The following is a 16,526-nucleotide window of genomic DNA, read 5'->3' as shown; positions in this document are numbered from 1 at the left end:
GCCGTCAGCGGCTCAGGGGCCGTCAGCCCTGACGCAGGCGCTCGGTGAGCACCTCGTGGACGAGCGGCGGGACCAGGTGGGAGATGTCACCGCCCCAGGTCGCGACTTCCTTGACCAGGGAGGACGACAGGAAGCTGTAGGCGGGGTTGGTGGGCACGAAGAGGGTCTCGACGCCGGAGAGGCCGATGTTCATCTGGGCCATCTGCAGCTCGTAGTCGAAGTCGCTGACCGCGCGCAGGCCCTTGACGATGGCCGGGATCTCGCGCTGCTTGCAGAAGTCGACGAGGAGGCCGTGGAAGGCCTCGACCCTGACGTTGGCGTACTCGGCGGTGACCCGGCGGATCAGGTCGATCCGCTCGTCGATCTCGAACAGGCCCTTCTTGGACTTGTTGATCATCACCGCGACGTAGACCTCGTCGTACAGACGGGAGGCACGGGAGATGATGTCGAGATGTCCGTTGGTGATCGGGTCGAACGACCCGGGACAGACGGCGCGGCGCACTTGTGATCCCTCGCTCTCCGGTCCGGTCATCGTGCGTCTTCGCACGTTGAGGCGGCGCGACCGTACCAAAACGTTCCCTCGCCGTAGCGGCGGGAGCGGAGGGCGTCGAAGCCGTCCGGCCACCCGAATTCCCCGCCTCTGGTGCTGCGCTCCACGGTGACCAGCGCTTCGGCGGCGAGCCAGCCCCCCGAGCGGAGTGTGAGCAGGATCTCGCGAAGATCGTCGTCGGTGACCGCGTACGGGGGGTCGAGGAAGACGAGGTCGTACGGCGCCGCCGGCGCCGTCTGGATCACCTGGTGGGCCTTGCCCGCCCTCACCTCGGCGCCGGGGAGCGCGAGGCTACTCACGTTCTCGCGGATGACGCGGGCGGCGCGGGCGTCGGCCTCGACCAGGAGGGTGTGGCTCGCGCCGCGCGAGAGGGCTTCGAGACCGACGGCGCCTGATCCGGCGTAGAGGTCGAGGACCCGTTCGCCTGCCAGGGGGCCGCCCAGGAGGGACTGCCAGGTGGAGAAGAGGCCTTCGCGTGCGCGGTCGGAGGTGGGGCGGGTGCCGGTCCCTGGCGGGACGGCCAGGCGACGTCCGCCGGCTGCGCCGGCGATCACGCGGGTCATCTTCGGTCCTTGGTCGTGGGCTGCTTCAGGTTCATTGTGGCTGGTCGCTGTCCCGCGGCGGTAGCCGCACAGGCGATGCGGGCCCGCGCACCTCGGAGTTTCCCCTCACCCCTTCTCCAGGTACTGCTCCCGTTCGTCGTCCAGCAGGGCGTCCAGGGCGGTCCGCAGGCCGGGCAGACCCGTCATCTCCGGGTCCGCCGCCACCAGCGCCACCGCCTCCTCCCGCGCCTGGGCGATGACCTCCTCGTCCTCGATGACCGCGAGGACGCGCAGCGAGGTGCGCGCGCCGGACTGGGCCTGGCCCAGGACGTCGCCCTCGCGGCGCTGTTCGAGGTCGATGCGGGAGAGCTCGAAGCCGTCGAGGGTGGCGGCGACGGCGCCCAGGCGCTGGCGGGCGGCGCTCGCCTCGGGCATCTCGGTGACCAGCAGACACAGGCCGGGGGCCGAGCCCCGGCCGACGCGGCCGCGCAGCTGGTGCAGCTGGGAGACGCCGAAGCGGTCGGCGTCCATGATCACCATGGCGGTGGCGTTCGGGACGTTGACGCCGACCTCGATGACGGTGGTGGCGACGAGGACGTCGGTGTCGCCGGCGGCGAAGCGGCGCATGACGGCGTCCTTGTCGTCGGGGGCCATGCGGCCGTGCAGCACCTCGATCCGCAGGCCGGTGAGCGGTCCCTTCGCGAGCTGGTCGGCGACGTCGAGGACGGCGAGGGGCGGGCGCTTGTCCGCGTCTTCCTGCGCCTTCTTCTTCGGCTCGTCCTCGTCGTCGCCGATGCGCGGGCAGACGACGTACGCCTGGTGGCCGTTGCCGACCTCCTCGCGGACCCGTTCCCAGGCACGGGCGAGGAAGTGGGGCTTGTCGGCGGCCGGGACGACATGGCTGGCGATGGGCGAGCGGCCGGCCGGGAGCTGGTCCAGGACGGAGGTCTCCAGGTCGCCGAAGACGGTCATGGCCACCGTGCGGGGGATGGGCGTGGCGGTCATGACGAGGAGGTGCGGGGGCTGTTTGCCCTTGCCGCGCAGGGCGTCGCGCTGTTCGACGCCGAAGCGGTGCTGTTCGTCGACCACGACCAGGCCGAGGTCGTGGAACTGGACCTTGTCCTCGATCAGCGCGTGTGTGCCGATGACGATGCCGGCCTCGCCGGTGACCAGGTCGAGCAGCGCCTGCCGGCGGGCGGCCGCTCCCATGGACCCGGTGAGCAGCACGACCTTGGTGGCCTGTTCGGCCCCGCCGAGCATGCCGCCCTCGGCGAGCTCGCCCATCATCTCCACCACCGACCTGTGGTGCTGCTGGGCGAGGACCTCGGTGGGCGCGAGCATCGCGGCCTGTCCGCCGGCGTCGACGACGGCGAGCATGGCGCGCAGGGCCACCAGCGTCTTGCCGGAGCCCACCTCGCCCTGGAGCAGCCGGTGCATCGGGTGGTCGGTCGCCAGGTCGTCGAAGATCTCGCGGGAGACCTTTCGCTGGCCGTCGGTGAGGGTGAAGGGGAGGCGGTCGTCGAAGGCGGTGAGCAGGCCCTCGGGGCTCGGCCGGCGGGGGACGGCGGGCAGTTGCGCGTCGGCGTGCCGGCGGCGGGCCAGGGCGACCTGGAGGACGAAGGCCTCGTCCCACTTCAGGCGGGCGCGGGCGTCATCGATGTCGGCCTTGGTGTGCGGGCGGTGGATCTTGAGGAGGGCCTCGGGGAGGGAGACCAGCCCGCGGCCTTCGCGCAGCGAGCCGGGCAGGGGGTCGACGGCTTCCTGGGCGCTGGGCAGCACCGTCTGGATCGCCTTGCCGATCTTCCAGGACTCCAGTTTGGCGGTGGCCGGGTAGATCGGGATGAGGGCGCCCGCCCAGGTCTCCACCGACTCCTCGGGATCGCCGCGGAGCAGCTCGTAGGCCGGGTGGGCCAGTTGGAGGCGGCGGTTGAACAGGGAGACCTTGCCCGCGAACATCGCGCGTGTGCCCGGCAGGAGCTCCTTGTGGGGCTTGTGGACGCCGTTGCCGAAGAAGACCAGCTGGAGGCGGCCGCTGCCGTCGGTGATGGTGACTTCGAGGCGCTGTCCCTTGCCGCGGGGCGCCTTGGCGGAGGCGAAGCTGTGCAGCCGGGCGTCGGCGACCTGCGCGACGACCGTGACGTGCTCGTCCATGGGGAGGTCGGCGAGGTGGGTGAGCTGGCCGCGCTCCTCGTACCGGCGGGGGTAGTGGTGCAGGAGGTCGCCGACCGTGTGCAGGCCGAGGTGCTCGGCCATCACCTTCGCGGTCGGTGGGCCGAGCACCTTCTTCAGCGGTTCTTCGAGTGCGGGCACGAGATCCATTGCACACCACCGCACTGACATTGCCGTAGACGTGTCCCGAAACCCCTGGTCAGACGGCTCGTTCGGGCTCTAGGATGACGCGCCCCGGCCATCTCACCGCGGTCACCGCCCCACCGGGACCGCCCGACCCCGCGCCGTCGACGCCCCCAGCCGCGGCGCTTGAGCGATGGACTCCCAGACGTCACAGTCATCCCAGGCATCCCCGTCACCTCACACGTTCCAGGTCGACCTGCGCGGTCTGGTGGACCTGCTGTCCCATCATCTCTACTCCAGTCCGAGGGTCTACCTGCGCGAGCTGCTGCAGAACGCCGTGGACGCCATCACCGCCCGGCGGGCCGAGGATCCCGACGCCCCGGCGCGGGTGCGGCTGTTCGCGTCGGGCGGCACGCTGCGGGTGGAGGACTCCGGCGTCGGGCTCACCGAGGCCGAGGTGCACGACCTGCTGGCCACCATCGGGCGCAGCTCCAAGCGGGCGGAGGGACTGCAGGAGGCCCGCTCCGACTTTCTCGGGCAGTTCGGCATCGGGCTGCTGGCCTGTTTCGTGGTGGCCGAGCGGATCCGGGTGGTCAGCCGCAGCGCCCGTACGCCCGGCGCGCCGCCGGTGGAGTGGACGGCCCGCGACGACGGCTCGTACACCGTGCGGACGCTGCCCGACGAGGAGCGCCCGGAGCCCGGTACCACCGTCCACCTGACGGCGCGGGCCGGGGCGGCGGAGTGGCTCGACGAGCAGCGCGTGCTGCGTCTGGCGCGGGACTTCGGCTCGCTGCTGCCCTACGACGTCCGGGTCGGAGAGGAGGCGGTCACCGATCTGCCGGCCCCCTGGGACCGGCCGTACTCCTCCCCCTCGGGCCGGCGGGTGGCGCTGGCCCGGCACTGCCACGAGCTGTTCGGTTTCACCCCGCTGGACTCGATCGAGCTGAACGTGCCGCTCGCCGGGATCCGCGGGGTGGCGTACGTGCTGCCGGCGGCGGTCAGTCCGGCGCAGCGGGCGGGTCACCGGGTGCACCTGAAGGGCATGTTGCTGACCGAGCGGGCCGAACAGCTGCTGCCCGACTGGGCGTTCTTCGTGCGCTGTGTGCTGGACACGGACAGTCTGCGGCCGACGGCCTCGCGTGAGGCGCTGTACGAGGACGAGACGCTGGCGGCCGTGCGCGAGGCGCTGGGCGAGCGGATCCGGGCGTGGCTGACGGGTCTGGCCGCCGGTGATCCGGAGCGCCTCGCCGCGTTCCTGGCCGTGCACCACCTGGGGGTGAAGTCCCTCGCGCGGCACGACAAGGAGATGCTGCGCACGATGCTGCCGTGGCTGCCCTTCGAGACGTCCGACGGGCGGCTGTCGCTGGAGGAGTTCGCGCAGCGGCACCCCGTGGTGCACTTCACGCGGACGGTGGAGGAGTACCGGCAGGTCGCGCCGATCGCGTCCGCGCAGGGCGTCGGTGTGGTGAACGGCGGTTACACGTACGACGCCGAGCTGGTCGAGGCGCTGCCGTCGGTACGCCCGGGGACGGTCGTCGCCGAGCTGGACGCGGACACCGTGACCGCTCATCTGGACGCGGTGGAGCCGGCGGTGGAGCTGGCCCTGTCGGGTTTCCTGGCGGCGGCGCGGGCGAAGCTCGACCCGCTGGGCTGTGACGTCGTCCTGCGGGCGTTCCACCCGCTGTCCGTGCCGGCGCTGCACCTGGACGACCGCGCGGCGCGGCACGAGCAGGCCCGCGCGGAGGCCGAGGAGCGGGCCGACGAGTTGTGGGCGGGGATCCTGGGCTCGCTGCGGGGCAGCGCTCCGCGTGCGCGGCTGGTGCTGAACCATCTCAACCCGCTGGTCCGGCGCATCGGTTCGCTGCGGGACGCGGAGCTGATAGGGACGGCGACGGAGTCGCTGTACGGGCAGGCGCTGCTGATGGCGCAGCGGCCGCTGCGGCCGGCGGATTCGGCGTTGCTGAACCGGGCGTTCATCGGGCTCCTGGAGTGGGCAACGCACGGGGAGTCCGCACAGGGCGACTCCGCACAGGGGGAGGGCGGTCGCTGATGACCGAGATCGGGGACTTCGAGGCGCTGCGCCGGGCGATGGCGGAGAACTCCGGGCAGCCGGAGGGGCCGGCGCGCAACGCGCGCGCGGAGCAACTGCTCGTGGCGGCCGAGCGGTTGAACATCCCGCTCGCCGTGATCGAGGCGCTCGGGCACCAACTGAAGGTCTACAACTACAGCTCCGAGAAGGGCAAGATGTTCGTCCCGTTCGCGCGGCTGCTGCGCATGTGGGACGAACAGCCCGGTGACTTCGACGAGTACGAGACGCACTCGCTGCACTGGGTCTTCAAGTGGGTGACGTCCGGCATGCTCGACCAGCCGCATGTGCCGCTGGCGTCGGTGGAGAAGTGGCTGGGCGAGATGGAGCACCGCTACCGGCTCGCCGGGCATTCCGAACGCGCCGTGCGCAGCGCCGAGTTCAGTGTGGCCGCGCATGTCGGGGACGTGCCGCGGGCGGAGCGGGCGTTCGCCGCCTGGCTGGCCGCGGACCGGGACAGCATGGCCGACTGCCACGCGTGCGAGCTGCACGGGCAGGGCTGGTGGCAGGCCGAGCGGGGGCGGGACGCGGAGGCCCTCGAGCTGTGGGCGCCGGTCCTCGAGGGCGAGTACACGTGCGCGCACGAACCGCACACCGTGCTGGCCTCCTCGCTGCTGCCGCTGCTGCGGCTGGACCGGCCGGAGGAGGCGCGCGCCCACCACCTGCGGGGTTTCCGGCTGGTGCGGGCGATGGAGAGCATGCGGGGCGCGTACGCGGACCATGTGGAGTTCTGCGCGCTGACCGGGAACGAGGCGCGGGGCCTGGAGCTGCTCGCGGAGCGGCCGGCGTACTTCACCGACGACGGGCATCCGCGCAGCAGGCTGGAGTTCCTGAGCGTGGTGGCGCTGCTGATGGCGCGGCTGTCGGCGCAGGGTCTGGGCGGCCGGCCGGTGCCCGGCCCGGCGGGGCGGGCGTGGACGGCGGACGAGCTCGCGGCCCACGCGCGCGAGGAGGCGCTGGCGCTGGCCGCGCGGTTCGACGAGCGCAACGGCACCTCGTACGTGAGTGAGCGCGCCCGCGCGCGTATGGCGCAGGAACCGCTGGTGGAGCGGCTGCCGTTGGGCGTGCGGACGGCCCGCCCGGCGACGCCGGCCGTACCGCCGCCCGCGTCCTGGGAGCCGCCGGCGGCCGCGGACCCGGGGGCTGTCGAGGCGGACCTGCCCACGCTGCTCGCCGAGGCGCGGCGGCTGTCGGACGCCCTGCAGCCGCACGCCATGGAGGCGTGGGCCGCGGTGGCGCGGGCCGCCGAGGGCGTCGCGCTGGAGGCGCGCGACCGCGCGGAGATCGCCGACCACGAGGCGATGGCACTCGGCCCTGAGGGCGCGGGGAAGTTCGAGCGGGCCGCCGAGCTGTACGCGGAGGCCGGCGACCCCGGGGAGGCTTTGGCGGCACGCACGCGTGCGGCGTACGTCCGCGCGCTCGCCGGGGACGTCGACGCGGCCCTGACGGCCGTCGCCGAACCCTACGACCTGGTCCTCGCGCTGTACGCCGACGGCGGCACGGAGATGCCGCAGGCGGCGGGTGTGCTGATGGGCCGCGCTCGCATACTGATGCGCCGTGTCCAGGCGGTCGGGGAGCCGGACGAGGCGGAGCCGACGGACACGGCGGAGGCCGCGGCGGTGCTGTCGGAGGCCGAGGCGGCCGTGCGGGAGCTGCTCGCGCTCGTCGACGGGCGGGCCGGGGACGACGTGCGGCTCGCCGCGCGGGTCGCCGAGGGGCACGCGATGCTCGCGGAGCTGGCCGTGCGCTCGGGGGACGCGCAGGCGGGCGCGGAGCTGTTCGCGCGGGCGGCGGCGGAGTTCACCGAGGCGGGCCTGCCCTGGTTCGCCGTGGAGTACGAGGCCCGGCTCGCCGGTCTGGCCCATCACCTGGGCGACCTGGTGGAGGCGGAGCGGGCGCTGCGGGCGGCGCTGGAGCACGGCGGGGCGTTCCTGGAGCCGGTGGGGCGGGCGCAGCTCGGCCTCCAGCTCGCCGAGGTGGTCGGCGGCCGGGGAGAGCCGGAGGAGGCCGCGGAGCACGCCTTGGAGGCCGCGCACTGGGCCGACGAGGCCGGCGAGGGCCCGACGCTCGGGGCGTGGGCGCGGCACCAGCTGGGCGGGTTCCTGGTCCGGCAGGGCCGGTGGGCGGAGGCGGCGGAGGTGCTGGAGTCGGCGCTCGCGGACCTGAGCCCCGAGACGCACGGCGACGGCGCGATCGTCCAGACGCAGTGGTGGCTCGGCGACTGTCTGAGCGAGCTCGGCGAACACCGGGCGAGCGCCGAACGGCGGCTGCAGGCAGCCGACACAGCCCGGCACTGGCCCGAGCAGCACGACCACGCCACGCTCGCGCACCTGGCCGGCGAGTCCCTCGGTCAGGCGGGGCTCCACGAGGAGGCGGACCGGGCGTACGCGCGCGCGGGTGAGCTGTGGCGCTCCCTGGGCAACGTCCACGGGCTGATCCGGTCCCTGCGCGCCCGCGCGTGGCTGGCGCTGCGCGCCGAGGGCGGCGTCGACGCGGCGCGTGAGCTGATGACGAGGGCCGTCGAGGAGTGCGCCGACGCGCTGGACGCGGCGGACACGGCGGAGGCGCGTCCGCAACTTGTCCTCGAACTCGGGCACACCCACCGTCAGTTCGGCGATCTGCTGGCCCGCTCGGCCGCCGAGGACGCCGACGACGAGTCCATCCGGGACACGTGGGAGGTCGCCCTGTCGCAGATGGCCCGCGCGGTCGCCGTGTTCGTCCCCCTGGGGGAGGAGGCCCTGCACGCACGCACCGGGGCCGAACTGGCCGCCGGCTGGCTGGAGACCGACCTCGGCCGCCCCGGGCAGGCGGCGGCACGCGCGCGTGCGGTGCTGGCGGCCTACGCCGACGACGACCCCTGCACCGGGGACGGGACGGTCCGCGCGCGGCGGGCCGAGGCCGAGCAGCTGATCCAGGTCACGACGGAGCAGACCGGCTGAGCACCCGGCGGCGGGTCACTCGACGCCGATCAGCAGCAGTGCGCCCTGCCGGCCGCCCCGGTAGACCACGGTGTCGACGGCGAGGTACGCCTCCCGCACCCGTGCCTCAAGGTGCTCGGCGACGCCCTCGGGCGCCTCGTCGCCGAGCACCAGGGTGACCAGTTCCCCGCCCGCCGACAGCATGCGGTTCAGGACGGTCTCGGCGGTGGCGGTGACGTCGGCGCCGATGACGGCCACGTCGCCGTCGACGAGCCCGAGCACGTCGCCGGCCTGGCAGATGCCGGCCATGGTCCAGGACTGGTGTTCGGCCACCGTGATCTCGGCGTAGCGGGTGGCGCCGGCCGCCGAGGTCATGGAGACCACGTCCTCGTCGAAGCGGCGCTCCGGCTGGTGGACGGCGAGCGCGGCGATCCCCTGGACCGCGGAGCGGGTCGGGATGAGGGCGACCCGGATGCCCTCCGTGCGGGCCTGCTCGGCCGCCGCGGCGGCGGTGTGACGCAGGTCGGCGTCGTTGGGCAGCAGCACGACCTCGCGCGCGTGGGCCCGTCGCACGGCTTCGACGAGCTCTCCGCTCGCGGGCGGCTCCCCCGGGCGCGCGAGGACCGTCGTCGCGCCCGCCTCGGCGTACAGCCCCGCGAGGCCCTCGCCCTCCACGACGGCGACGACCGCCCGCTCGACGCGCTCACGGGGCGGCCGCTCGCCCCCGCGCGCGTGCACGTCGTCGAGGCCGAAGTGCGTGATGCGGATGCGGTACGGGCGGCCGGCCTCGACGCCCGCTTCCACGGCCGCGCCGGCGTCGTCGACGTGCACATGGACGTTCCACAGTCCGTCGCCGCCGACGACGACGAGGGAGTCGCCGAGGGCGTCGAGCCGGCTGCGGAGCCGGTCCACGGCGGTGTCGTCGGCCTCCAGCAGGTAGATCACCTCGAAGGCGGGGCCGCTGCCCTCGGGGCCGTCCTCGCAGACCTCGGAGTCGAGGGAGTCCGGGGCGGCCGGAGAGCGCGGGGTGTCCGGCGCGTCCGGGGAGCGCACGGCCCGGGAGGGGACCAAAGGGGCCGTCGGCGATTCCCCGGTGAGTGTCTCCACCAGTGCCGCGAGCACCGCCACCAGGCCCCGCCCGCCCGCGTCGACCACCCCGGCGCGCTCCAGGACGGCCAGCTGGCCGGGGGTCGCGGCGAGCGCGGCGCACGCGCCCCGGTAGGCCGCGCGGGCCACCGTCCCGCAGTCGCCGTCGGCCGCACCGGCCGCATCGGCGGCCCCCGCGGCGACGGACAGGACGGTGCCCTCGACGGGGTGGGCCACGGCCCGGCGGGCGGAATCGGCCGCGTGCCGCAGCGCCAGGCGCAGCCCCCCGGCGTCCGTGTGAAGCCTCTCACCCTCGGCGGCGAGGACCTGGGCCATGCCGCGCAGCAACTGGGCCAGGATCGTCCCGGAGTTCCCGCGCGCGCCTATGAGCGCGCCGTGCGCCATCGCGCGCACCGCGTCCGCGAGCGAGGGGACGCCGCGGCCCCCACTCCCGGCCGACCCGGCCTCGTGTCCCGCGAACACGGCCTCCACGGCGGTCACCGCGGACTCGACGGTCAGATAGAGGTTGGTGCCGGTGTCCCCGTCCGCGACCGGATAGACGTTGATCGCGTCGATCTCCTCACGCGCGCGTCCCAGCGCGCCCAGCGCCAGGCCGCACCAGGTGCGGACCGCGAGAGCATCGAATGTCTGCGGCACCTGCGGCACCTGGGCCTCCTTGAGCTGCTGGACTGGCACGCAGCGTAGACCTTGGAGGGGTGTCCGCCGGAAGCGGGCCGGGGCGGGGCCCCTGAGCAGCCATGGTAGTTTCGTTGTACTGGCGCAGCCGTTGTATGCTGCTCCGGTTGCCCGATCCGTATCGGGCCATCCCCTGGCACCGCCACTCAGATCTCTGATCCCATCGATCTTGATCCCGGCATGCCGGGATCAACCGTAAGTGCATCTGAAGTCTTTGGAGTGACCCGTGGCTGCCAACTGCGACGTCTGCGGCAAGGGGCCGGGCTTCGGCAACAACATCTCGCACTCGCACCGCCGTACGTCCCGTCGCTGGAACCCGAACATCCAGCGCGTGCGTACCGTGGTCGGCGGGACGCCGAAGCGCGTGAACGCTTGCACCTCGTGCATCAAGGCCGGCAAGGTCTCGCGCTGACGCTCAGCTGAGCGCGCGGCCACTGCCGGTTCGCTGCATCAAGCCGGTCCACCCTGGGTGGACCGGCTTCTTGCTGTATCCGGATCCGGCGGGACGGCGGTCAGCCGCCCCGGGTGAGGTTCCAGCCGTGGTCCACCGGCCCGATGCCCCCGCCCAGCGCGTACCCGGCGGCGATCGCCCCGGTGACGTACTCCTTGGCCGCCGTCACCGCCTCCGGCACCGGGCGGCCCTTGGCGAGCTGCGCCGCGATCGCCGAGGCGAGGGTGCATCCCGTGCCGTGGGTGTGCCGGTTGTCGTGCCGGGGGGCGCGCAGCCAGTGCTCGCTGACACCGTCGGTCAGCAGGTCCACGGCGGGGCCGGCCAGATGCCCGCCCTTGATCAGGGCCCACCGCGGCCCGTACGCCAGCACGGCGTGCGCCGCCTCCCGCAGATCGGCCTCCGACTCGACGCGCACGCCGGTCAGTTGGGCCACCTCGTCCAGGTTCGGGGTGGCGACGGTCGCCGCCGGGAGCAGCTTCGCGCGGACGGAGTCCAGCGCCGAGGCCGCCAGCAGCGGGTCGCCGTGCTTGGAGACGCCGACCGGGTCGACGACCACCGGCGCGTCCGTGCCGGCGAGCAACTCGGCGACGGTCTCGACGAGTTCGGCGGAGGCGAGCATGCCGGTCTTCACGGCCTGGACGCCGATGTCGTCCACCACGCTGCGGTACTGGGCGCGCACCGCCTCGGCCGGCAGCTCCCACGCGCCCTGCACGCCGAGGGAGTTCTGGGCGGTGACGGCGGTGAGCACGCTCATGCCGTGCACGCCCAGCGCGAGCATCGTCTTCAGGTCGGCCTGAACTCCCGCCCCCCCGCCGGAGTCGGAGCCGGCGACCGTCAGCACCCTGGGCGGTGCGCTCATGACTCCATGTCCCCGAAGTGGTCCCAGCCGCCCTTGCTCGTCCAAGGGGCGCCGTCGACCGTCACCTGGGGCAGCGCGGACGGGTTGAGGACCTCGCCGATCACCTTCCAGCGGGCCGGCAGCTTCACGTCCGGCGGGAAGGTCGCCACGATGGCGTGGTCCTCTCCCCCGGTCAGCACCCACTGCATGGGGTCGACGCCGACGGCCTGGCCGATGTCGTTCATCTGCGAGGGGATGTCGATCGCGCCGGACCGGATGTCGATGCGGACCTTGCTGGACTCCGCGATGTGCCCGAGATCGGCGATCAGCCCGTCGCTCACGTCGCACATCGCGGTCGCGCCCAGCCCGGCGGCCGCGGGGCCCGCGTGGTACGGCGGCTCGGGGCGGCGGTGCGCCTCGACGAAGGCGCGGGGCGAGCGGAAGCCGCGGGAGAGGATCGCGTACCCGGCGGCCGACCAGCCCAGCCAGCCGGTCACCGCGACCAGGTCGCCGGGCTGCGCGCCGGCCCGGGTGACGGGCTCCTGGTTGCGCAGATCGCCGAGCGCGGTGATCGACACCATGATCGTGTCGCCGCGCACGACGTCCCCGCCGACCACGGAGGCGCCGGCGACCTGGCACTCGTCGCGCAGGCCGTCCATCAGCTCCGTGGGCCAGGTGACCGGCAGTTCGGCGGGCACGACCAGGCCGAGCAGCAGCGCCGTCGGGACGGCGCCCATCGCGGCGATGTCGGCCAGGTTCTGCGCGGCCGCCTTGCGGCCGACGTCGTAGGCGGTGGACCAGTCCCGGCGGAAGTGCCGTCCCTCCAGCAGGATGTCCGTGCTGGCCACGACCCGCCGGTCGGGGGCGGCGACCACGGCGGCGTCGTCGCCGGGGCCCACCCGGACCGCCGCGGAGGTCGTGAGACGGGAGGTGAGCTCCCTGATGAGCCCGAACTCACCGAGCTCACCAACAGTGCCCTTCATTGACCTTTCGCCCCTTCTGATGCTGTCCTGCCCGGTCGCGCGTCACCAGTGTCCTCGATACGGTCGAGGTGGCCGTCAACTTCTGTCCTGCCCCCACCCCGGCGCGCGAGTCGCGCTCCCCGCGGGTCTCCCCGTGGCGAGCTACGACGCGATACCGTGGCGTTCCTTTTCCCCACATGATCCTCGTGGCCGCCCTGGAGGTTCCGTGGTACAGGCGTACATCCTGATCCAGACGGACGTCGGTAAAGCGTCGACCGTCGCCGAGTCGATCGGCAAGATCCCCGGCGTCGTCCAGGCCGAGGACGTCACGGGTCCCTACGACGTGATCGTGCGGGCCCAGGCCGACACCGTCGACGATCTCGGCCGCATGGTGGTCGCCAAGGTCCAGCAGGTGGACGGGATCACGCGAACTTTGACCTGCCCGGTCGTGCATCTGTAGCCCCCGTCTACGCTTGGCCGGTGAATCTTTTCCGTCGCCGGCTCAGTGGCCTGCCGGTCCTCGCTCTGCTCTGCGCGGCCGCGGGCTGCTCCTCGGCAGACGACAGCGCCTCGGTCGCGGTTCCCAGCCCTTCCGCGAAGGTCGTGGAACTGTGCCGGAACCTCGACAGGGCGCTGCCGTCGAAGGTGGACGGACGTGACCGCCGGGATCCCGGACCCGCGTCTGCGCTGACCGCGGGTTGGGGGGACCCGGCGATCATACTGCGCTGCGGTGTCGAGCGGCCCGCCGAGATGGACGATACGAACGCCGACTCCGGGGAGGTGGACGGCGTGGCCTGGCTGATGCAGAAGCAGGGGGACGGCGGCTACCGGTGCACCACCGCTCTGCGGCGGGCGTACGTCGAGGTCTCGGTGCCCTCCGGGGACGGGGCGGCCGCGCTGGTGGACCTCGCACCGGCCGTCAAGAAGGCGATCCCCGAAGGGATCGCCGACTGACTTCGAGCCGCGACGGTCAGCGCAGTCCCGTGGAGCGGCGCAGCGCCGCCTGGATGAGCCGCTCGACCAGCTCGGGGTAGCCGACGCCGCTGGCCTGCCACATCTGCGGGTACATCGAGATCGGCGTGAAGCCGGGCATGGTGTTGATCTCGTTGATGACGAACTCGCCGTCCTCGGTGAGGAAGAAGTCCGCGCGCACGAGGCCCTCGCAGGAGGCGGCCTCGTAGGCGTCCACCGCGAGCCGCCGCACCTCGGCGGTCTCCTCGTCGGTCAGCGGCGCGGGCACGATCCCCGGCGTCGAGTCGATGTACTTGGCCTCGAAGTCGTAGTACGCGTGCGCGTCCGGCGGCGGGATCTCGGCCGGGACGGAGGCGCGCGGGCCGTCCTCGAACTCCAGCACCCCGCACTCGATCTCGCGGCCCCGCAGCGCCGCCTCGACGAGGATCTTCGGGTCGTGGCTCTGCGCCTCGGCGATCGCCTCGTCCAGTCCGGCGAGGTCGTCGACCTTGGTGATGCCGATGGAGGAGCCCGCTCGCGCGGGCTTCACGAAGAGCGGCCAGCCGTGCTCGCCGGCGAAGTCGACGATCTTCTTGCGGGCGGCGGACTCGTCCTGCCGCCACTCCCGGGGGCGGATCACCACGTACGGGCCGACCTTGAGCCCGAAGGAGGTGAACACCCGCTTCATGTACTCCTTGTCCTGGCCGACGGCGGAGGCGAGCACGCCCGAGCCGACGTAGGGGACGCCGGAGAGCTCCAGCAGGCCCTGAAGGGTGCCGTCCTCGCCGTAGGGGCCGTGCAGCACCGGGAAGACGACGTCGACCTCGCCGAGCGCCTTGGGCACCGATCCGGGCTCGCTGTAGACGACTTCGCGGTTGGCCGGGTCGACGGGGAGGATGACGCCGCCCTCCGCCGACTCCGCGAGCTCCTCCACGCTGGGCGTCCGACGCTCGGTGATCGCCATGCGTTCGGGCGCGTCGACGGTGAGCGCCCAGCGGCCGTCCCGGGTGATGCCGATCGGCAGGACCTCGTACTCGGTCCGGTCGATGGCCTTGAGGACGGCGCCCGCGGTGACCACGGAGATCCCGTGCTCGGAGCTGCGCCCGCCGAACACGACGGCCACGCGCGGCTTGCGGGCGGGCTGGCCGGGGCTCTGGGGGAGGTTCTCGGTGCTCATATCGGGTTGAGAGTACCCGGTGGCGGTGCCCGGACACAGCGTCGACTCCCGGGGGGTCGCTCAGGGTCCCTCGGGGGGGTCGCTCAGCGTCGTTCGGGCTTCGCGCTGCGCGACATCAGCTCCTTGAGCGCGACCACGGGGGGCTTCCCCTCGTGCACGATGTCGACGACCGTCTCGGTGATGGGCATGTCGACGCCGTGCCGGCGGGCCAGATCCGCCACGGACTCGCAGGACTTGACGCCCTCGGCGGTCTGCCGGGTGACGGCGATGGTCTCCTGGAGGGTCATGCCCTTGCCGAGGTTGGTGCCGAAGGTGTGGTTGCGCGACAGCGGCGAGGAACAGGTCGCCACCAGGTCGCCGAGACCGGCGAGTCCGGAGAAGGTGAGCGGGTCCGCGCCCATCGCGAGACCGAGGCGGGTGGTCTCGGCGAGGCCGCGGGTGATCAGGGAGCCCTTGGCGTTGTCGCCGAGGCCCATGCCGTCCGCGATGCCGACGGCGAGCCCGATGACGTTCTTCACCGCGCCGCCCAGTTCGCAGCCGACGACGTCGGTGTTGGTGTAGGGGCGGAAGTACGGGGTGTGGCAGGCGGTCTGGAGCCGCTGCGCGACGGGCTCGTCGACGCAGGCGACCACGGCCGCCGCCGGCATCCGGGAGGCGATCTCCTTGGCGAGGTTGGGTCCCGTGACCACGGCGACGCGTTCGGGGGCCACCTTGGCGACGTCCTCGATCACCTCGCTCATCCGCATGGTCGTGCCGAGCTCGACTCCCTTCATCAAGGAGACGAGGACGGTGTGCGGGGCGAGCAGCGGGCGCCATTCGGCGAGGTTGTCGCGCAGGGTCTGCGAGGGGATCGCGAGGACGGTGAAGTCGGCGTCCCGCGCGGCCTCGGCGGCGTCGGCGGTGGCCCGCAGGTTGGCGGGGAGCTCGACGCCGGGCAGGTAGTCCGGGTTGGTCCGCGTGGAGTTGACCGTGTCGGCGAGCTCGGCGCGGCGCGCCCACAACGTCACCTCGCAGCCCGCGTCGGCGAGGACCCGCCCGAAGGCGGTGCCCCAGGATCCGGTGCCGAACACGGCCGCCTTGACGGGCTTGCTCACGTGCCGTTCTCCCCTTCTCGGACGGCCGGCCGACCGGTCTGCGTCGGTGCGGGCGTCTTCGTCTGTGCCGGTGCGGGTACCGATGCCGGAGCCGGCGTCTGCTGAGCCTGCGTCGCCTCCGGCGGCCGCTCCTCCTGGGTACGGCGGCGCTGCTCGATCCGCTCCCGGCGCGGGTCGTAGGGCGTGGCGGGCGCCTTCTCGCCGCGGATCTCCTCCAGCTGGCGGGTGACGGCGGCCATGATGACCTCCGTCGCCTCCTTCAGCAGCTCGGGAGTCATCTCCTTGCCGTAGAACCGCGCCAAGTCCACGGGCGGGCCCGCGAGGACGTGGTGGGTCTTGCGGGGAAAGAGGTTGGGCTTCTTCGCGTAGGGCGGCAGCAGTTCGTTGGCGCCCCACTGCGCGACGGGGATCACCGGGCACCTGGTCTGCAGGGCCACGCGCGCGGCGCCGGTCTTGCCGGTCATCGGCCAGCCGTCCGGGTCGCGGGTGAGGGTGCCCTCGGGGTAGAAGGCGACGCACTCGCCGCGCTCCACCGCATCGATCGCGGCGCGGAAGGCGCTCAGGGCGTCGGTGCTCTCGCGGTAGACGGGGATCTGCCCGGTGCCGCGCATCGCGGCGCCGACGAACCCCTTTTTGAACAGCCCGCTCTTCGCCAGGAATCGCGGCACTCGTCCGGTGTTGTACTGGTAGTGCGCGTAGGCGAAGGGATCCACGTGCGAATTGTGGTTCACCGCGGTGATGAATCCGCCCTCGGCCGGGATGTGCTCCGTTCCGCGCCAGTCCCGCTTGATCAGTACCACCAAGGGCGGTTTGCACAGGACCGCAGCGAAGCGGTACCAGAACCCGATTCTGCGGCGGGGCACGCGGACACCTTCCTCTAGGA

The 16,526-nt window shown here is 73.1% G+C and carries 14 protein-coding genes; 5 read left to right on the top strand and 9 right to left on the bottom strand.

Annotation, left to right across the window (positions count from 1 at the left end):
• Positions 1-22 precede the first annotated feature (22 nt).
• The 3 genes from coaD to recG form a co-directional block, all read right to left on the bottom strand.
• On the bottom strand, positions 23-502 hold the full coding sequence (coaD, locus tag ACIOC0_RS36180; protein ID WP_351096092.1) for a pantetheine-phosphate adenylyltransferase: 480 nt from the start codon (positions 500-502) through the stop codon (positions 23-25).
• Between the two features lie 26 nt (positions 503-528).
• Positions 529-1,113: a 16S rRNA (guanine(966)-N(2))-methyltransferase RsmD gene (gene rsmD, locus ACIOC0_RS36175; protein WP_402160493.1), complete on the bottom strand. Its 585-nt coding sequence runs from the start codon at positions 1,111-1,113 to the stop codon at positions 529-531.
• Between the two features lie 105 nt (positions 1,114-1,218).
• Positions 1,219-3,411 carry an ATP-dependent DNA helicase RecG gene (gene recG / locus ACIOC0_RS36170; protein WP_402160490.1) on the bottom strand — a complete coding sequence of 731 codons (2,193 nt, stop codon included), beginning with the start codon at positions 3,409-3,411 and terminating at the stop codon, positions 1,219-1,221.
• Positions 3,412-3,577: 166 nt separating this feature from the next.
• On the opposite strand from recG, the gene ACIOC0_RS36165 reads away from it, so the two are divergent.
• Positions 3,578-5,434 carry an HSP90 family protein gene (locus tag ACIOC0_RS36165; RefSeq protein WP_402160487.1) on the top strand — a complete coding sequence of 619 codons (1,857 nt, stop codon included), beginning with the start codon at positions 3,578-3,580 and terminating at the stop codon, positions 5,432-5,434.
• Complete coding sequence (locus tag ACIOC0_RS36160) at positions 5,434-8,409, top strand: tetratricopeptide repeat protein (protein ID WP_402160485.1); 2,976 nt, start codon at positions 5,434-5,436, stop codon at positions 8,407-8,409. Before ACIOC0_RS36165 ends, ACIOC0_RS36160 begins: the two co-directional genes overlap by 1 nt.
• 15 nt (positions 8,410-8,424) lie before the next feature.
• Here ACIOC0_RS36160 and ACIOC0_RS36155 read toward each other — a convergent pair whose 3' ends face one another.
• The gene (locus tag ACIOC0_RS36155) at positions 8,425-10,140 is read right to left on the bottom strand and encodes a DAK2 domain-containing protein (RefSeq protein WP_402160690.1); all 1,716 of its coding nucleotides are present in this window, start codon (positions 10,138-10,140) and stop codon (positions 8,425-8,427) included.
• 256 nt (positions 10,141-10,396) lie between these two features.
• Between ACIOC0_RS36155 and rpmB the strand changes: the two genes are divergently transcribed.
• Positions 10,397-10,582 (top strand): 50S ribosomal protein L28, encoded by a 186-nt coding sequence (rpmB, locus tag ACIOC0_RS36150; RefSeq protein WP_003993230.1) that lies wholly within the window; start codon positions 10,397-10,399, stop codon positions 10,580-10,582.
• Positions 10,583-10,682: 100 nt separating this feature from the next.
• On the opposite strand, the gene thiD is transcribed toward rpmB, so the two are convergent.
• Positions 10,683-11,480: a bifunctional hydroxymethylpyrimidine kinase/phosphomethylpyrimidine kinase gene (thiD, locus tag ACIOC0_RS36145; protein ID WP_402160482.1), complete on the bottom strand. Its 798-nt coding sequence runs from the start codon at positions 11,478-11,480 to the stop codon at positions 10,683-10,685.
• Positions 11,477-12,442: a thiamine-phosphate kinase gene (locus ACIOC0_RS36140; protein ID WP_351095874.1), complete on the bottom strand. Its 966-nt coding sequence runs from the start codon at positions 12,440-12,442 to the stop codon at positions 11,477-11,479. Before ACIOC0_RS36140 ends, thiD begins: the two co-directional genes overlap by 4 nt.
• 205 nt (positions 12,443-12,647) lie before the next feature.
• Between ACIOC0_RS36140 and ACIOC0_RS36135 the strand changes: the two genes are divergently transcribed.
• Positions 12,648-12,881: an Lrp/AsnC family transcriptional regulator gene (locus ACIOC0_RS36135; protein WP_130443182.1), complete on the top strand. Its 234-nt coding sequence runs from the start codon at positions 12,648-12,650 to the stop codon at positions 12,879-12,881.
• Positions 12,882-12,901: 20 nt separating this feature from the next.
• Positions 12,902-13,375 (top strand): DUF3515 domain-containing protein, encoded by a 474-nt coding sequence (locus tag ACIOC0_RS36130; RefSeq protein ID WP_402160478.1) that lies wholly within the window; start codon positions 12,902-12,904, stop codon positions 13,373-13,375.
• A gap of 16 nt (positions 13,376-13,391) precedes the next feature.
• On the opposite strand, the gene ACIOC0_RS36125 is transcribed toward ACIOC0_RS36130, so the two are convergent.
• From ACIOC0_RS36125 to ACIOC0_RS36115, 3 genes are all read right to left on the bottom strand, one after another.
• Positions 13,392-14,549, bottom strand: coding sequence for a D-alanine--D-alanine ligase family protein (locus tag ACIOC0_RS36125; protein ID WP_402160476.1), 1,158 nt, complete (start codon positions 14,547-14,549; stop codon positions 13,392-13,394).
• An 83-nt stretch (positions 14,550-14,632) separates the two neighbouring features.
• Positions 14,633-15,643: an NAD(P)H-dependent glycerol-3-phosphate dehydrogenase gene (locus ACIOC0_RS36120; RefSeq protein WP_402160474.1), complete on the bottom strand. Its 1,011-nt coding sequence runs from the start codon at positions 15,641-15,643 to the stop codon at positions 14,633-14,635.
• Positions 15,640-16,506, bottom strand: a complete 867-nt coding sequence (locus ACIOC0_RS36115) for a lysophospholipid acyltransferase family protein (protein ID WP_402160471.1) — start codon at positions 16,504-16,506, stop codon at positions 15,640-15,642. Before ACIOC0_RS36115 ends, ACIOC0_RS36120 begins: the two co-directional genes overlap by 4 nt.
• Positions 16,507-16,526: the final 20 nt, after the last annotated feature.

Origin of the sequence: Streptomyces sp. NPDC088254 (assembly GCF_044740925.1) — a bacterium.
GTDB lineage: Bacteria > Actinomycetota > Actinomycetes > Streptomycetales > Streptomycetaceae > Streptomyces.
The sequence above is the reverse complement of the archived record's forward strand: the minus strand, read 5'-3'. Positions and strand labels throughout refer to the sequence as shown.

Excerpts from the sequence above, each read along its gene's own strand:
- rsmD (WP_402160493.1), bottom strand. The coding sequence starts at position 1,113 with ATGACCCGCGTGATCGCCGGCGCAGCCGGCGGACGTCGCCTGGCCGTC.
- recG (WP_402160490.1), bottom strand. The coding sequence starts at position 3,411 with ATGGATCTCGTGCCCGCACTCGAAGAACCGCTGAAGAAGGTGCTCGGC.
- ACIOC0_RS36165 (WP_402160487.1), top strand. The coding sequence starts at position 3,578 with ATGGACTCCCAGACGTCACAGTCATCCCAGGCATCCCCGTCACCTCAC.
- ACIOC0_RS36160 (WP_402160485.1), top strand. The coding sequence starts at position 5,434 with ATGACCGAGATCGGGGACTTCGAGGCGCTGCGCCGGGCGATGGCGGAG.
- thiD (WP_402160482.1), bottom strand. The coding sequence starts at position 11,480 with ATGAGCGCACCGCCCAGGGTGCTGACGGTCGCCGGCTCCGACTCCGGC.
- ACIOC0_RS36140 (WP_351095874.1), bottom strand. The coding sequence starts at position 12,442 with ATGAAGGGCACTGTTGGTGAGCTCGGTGAGTTCGGGCTCATCAGGGAG.
- ACIOC0_RS36125 (WP_402160476.1), bottom strand. The coding sequence starts at position 14,549 with ATGAGCACCGAGAACCTCCCCCAGAGCCCCGGCCAGCCCGCCCGCAAG.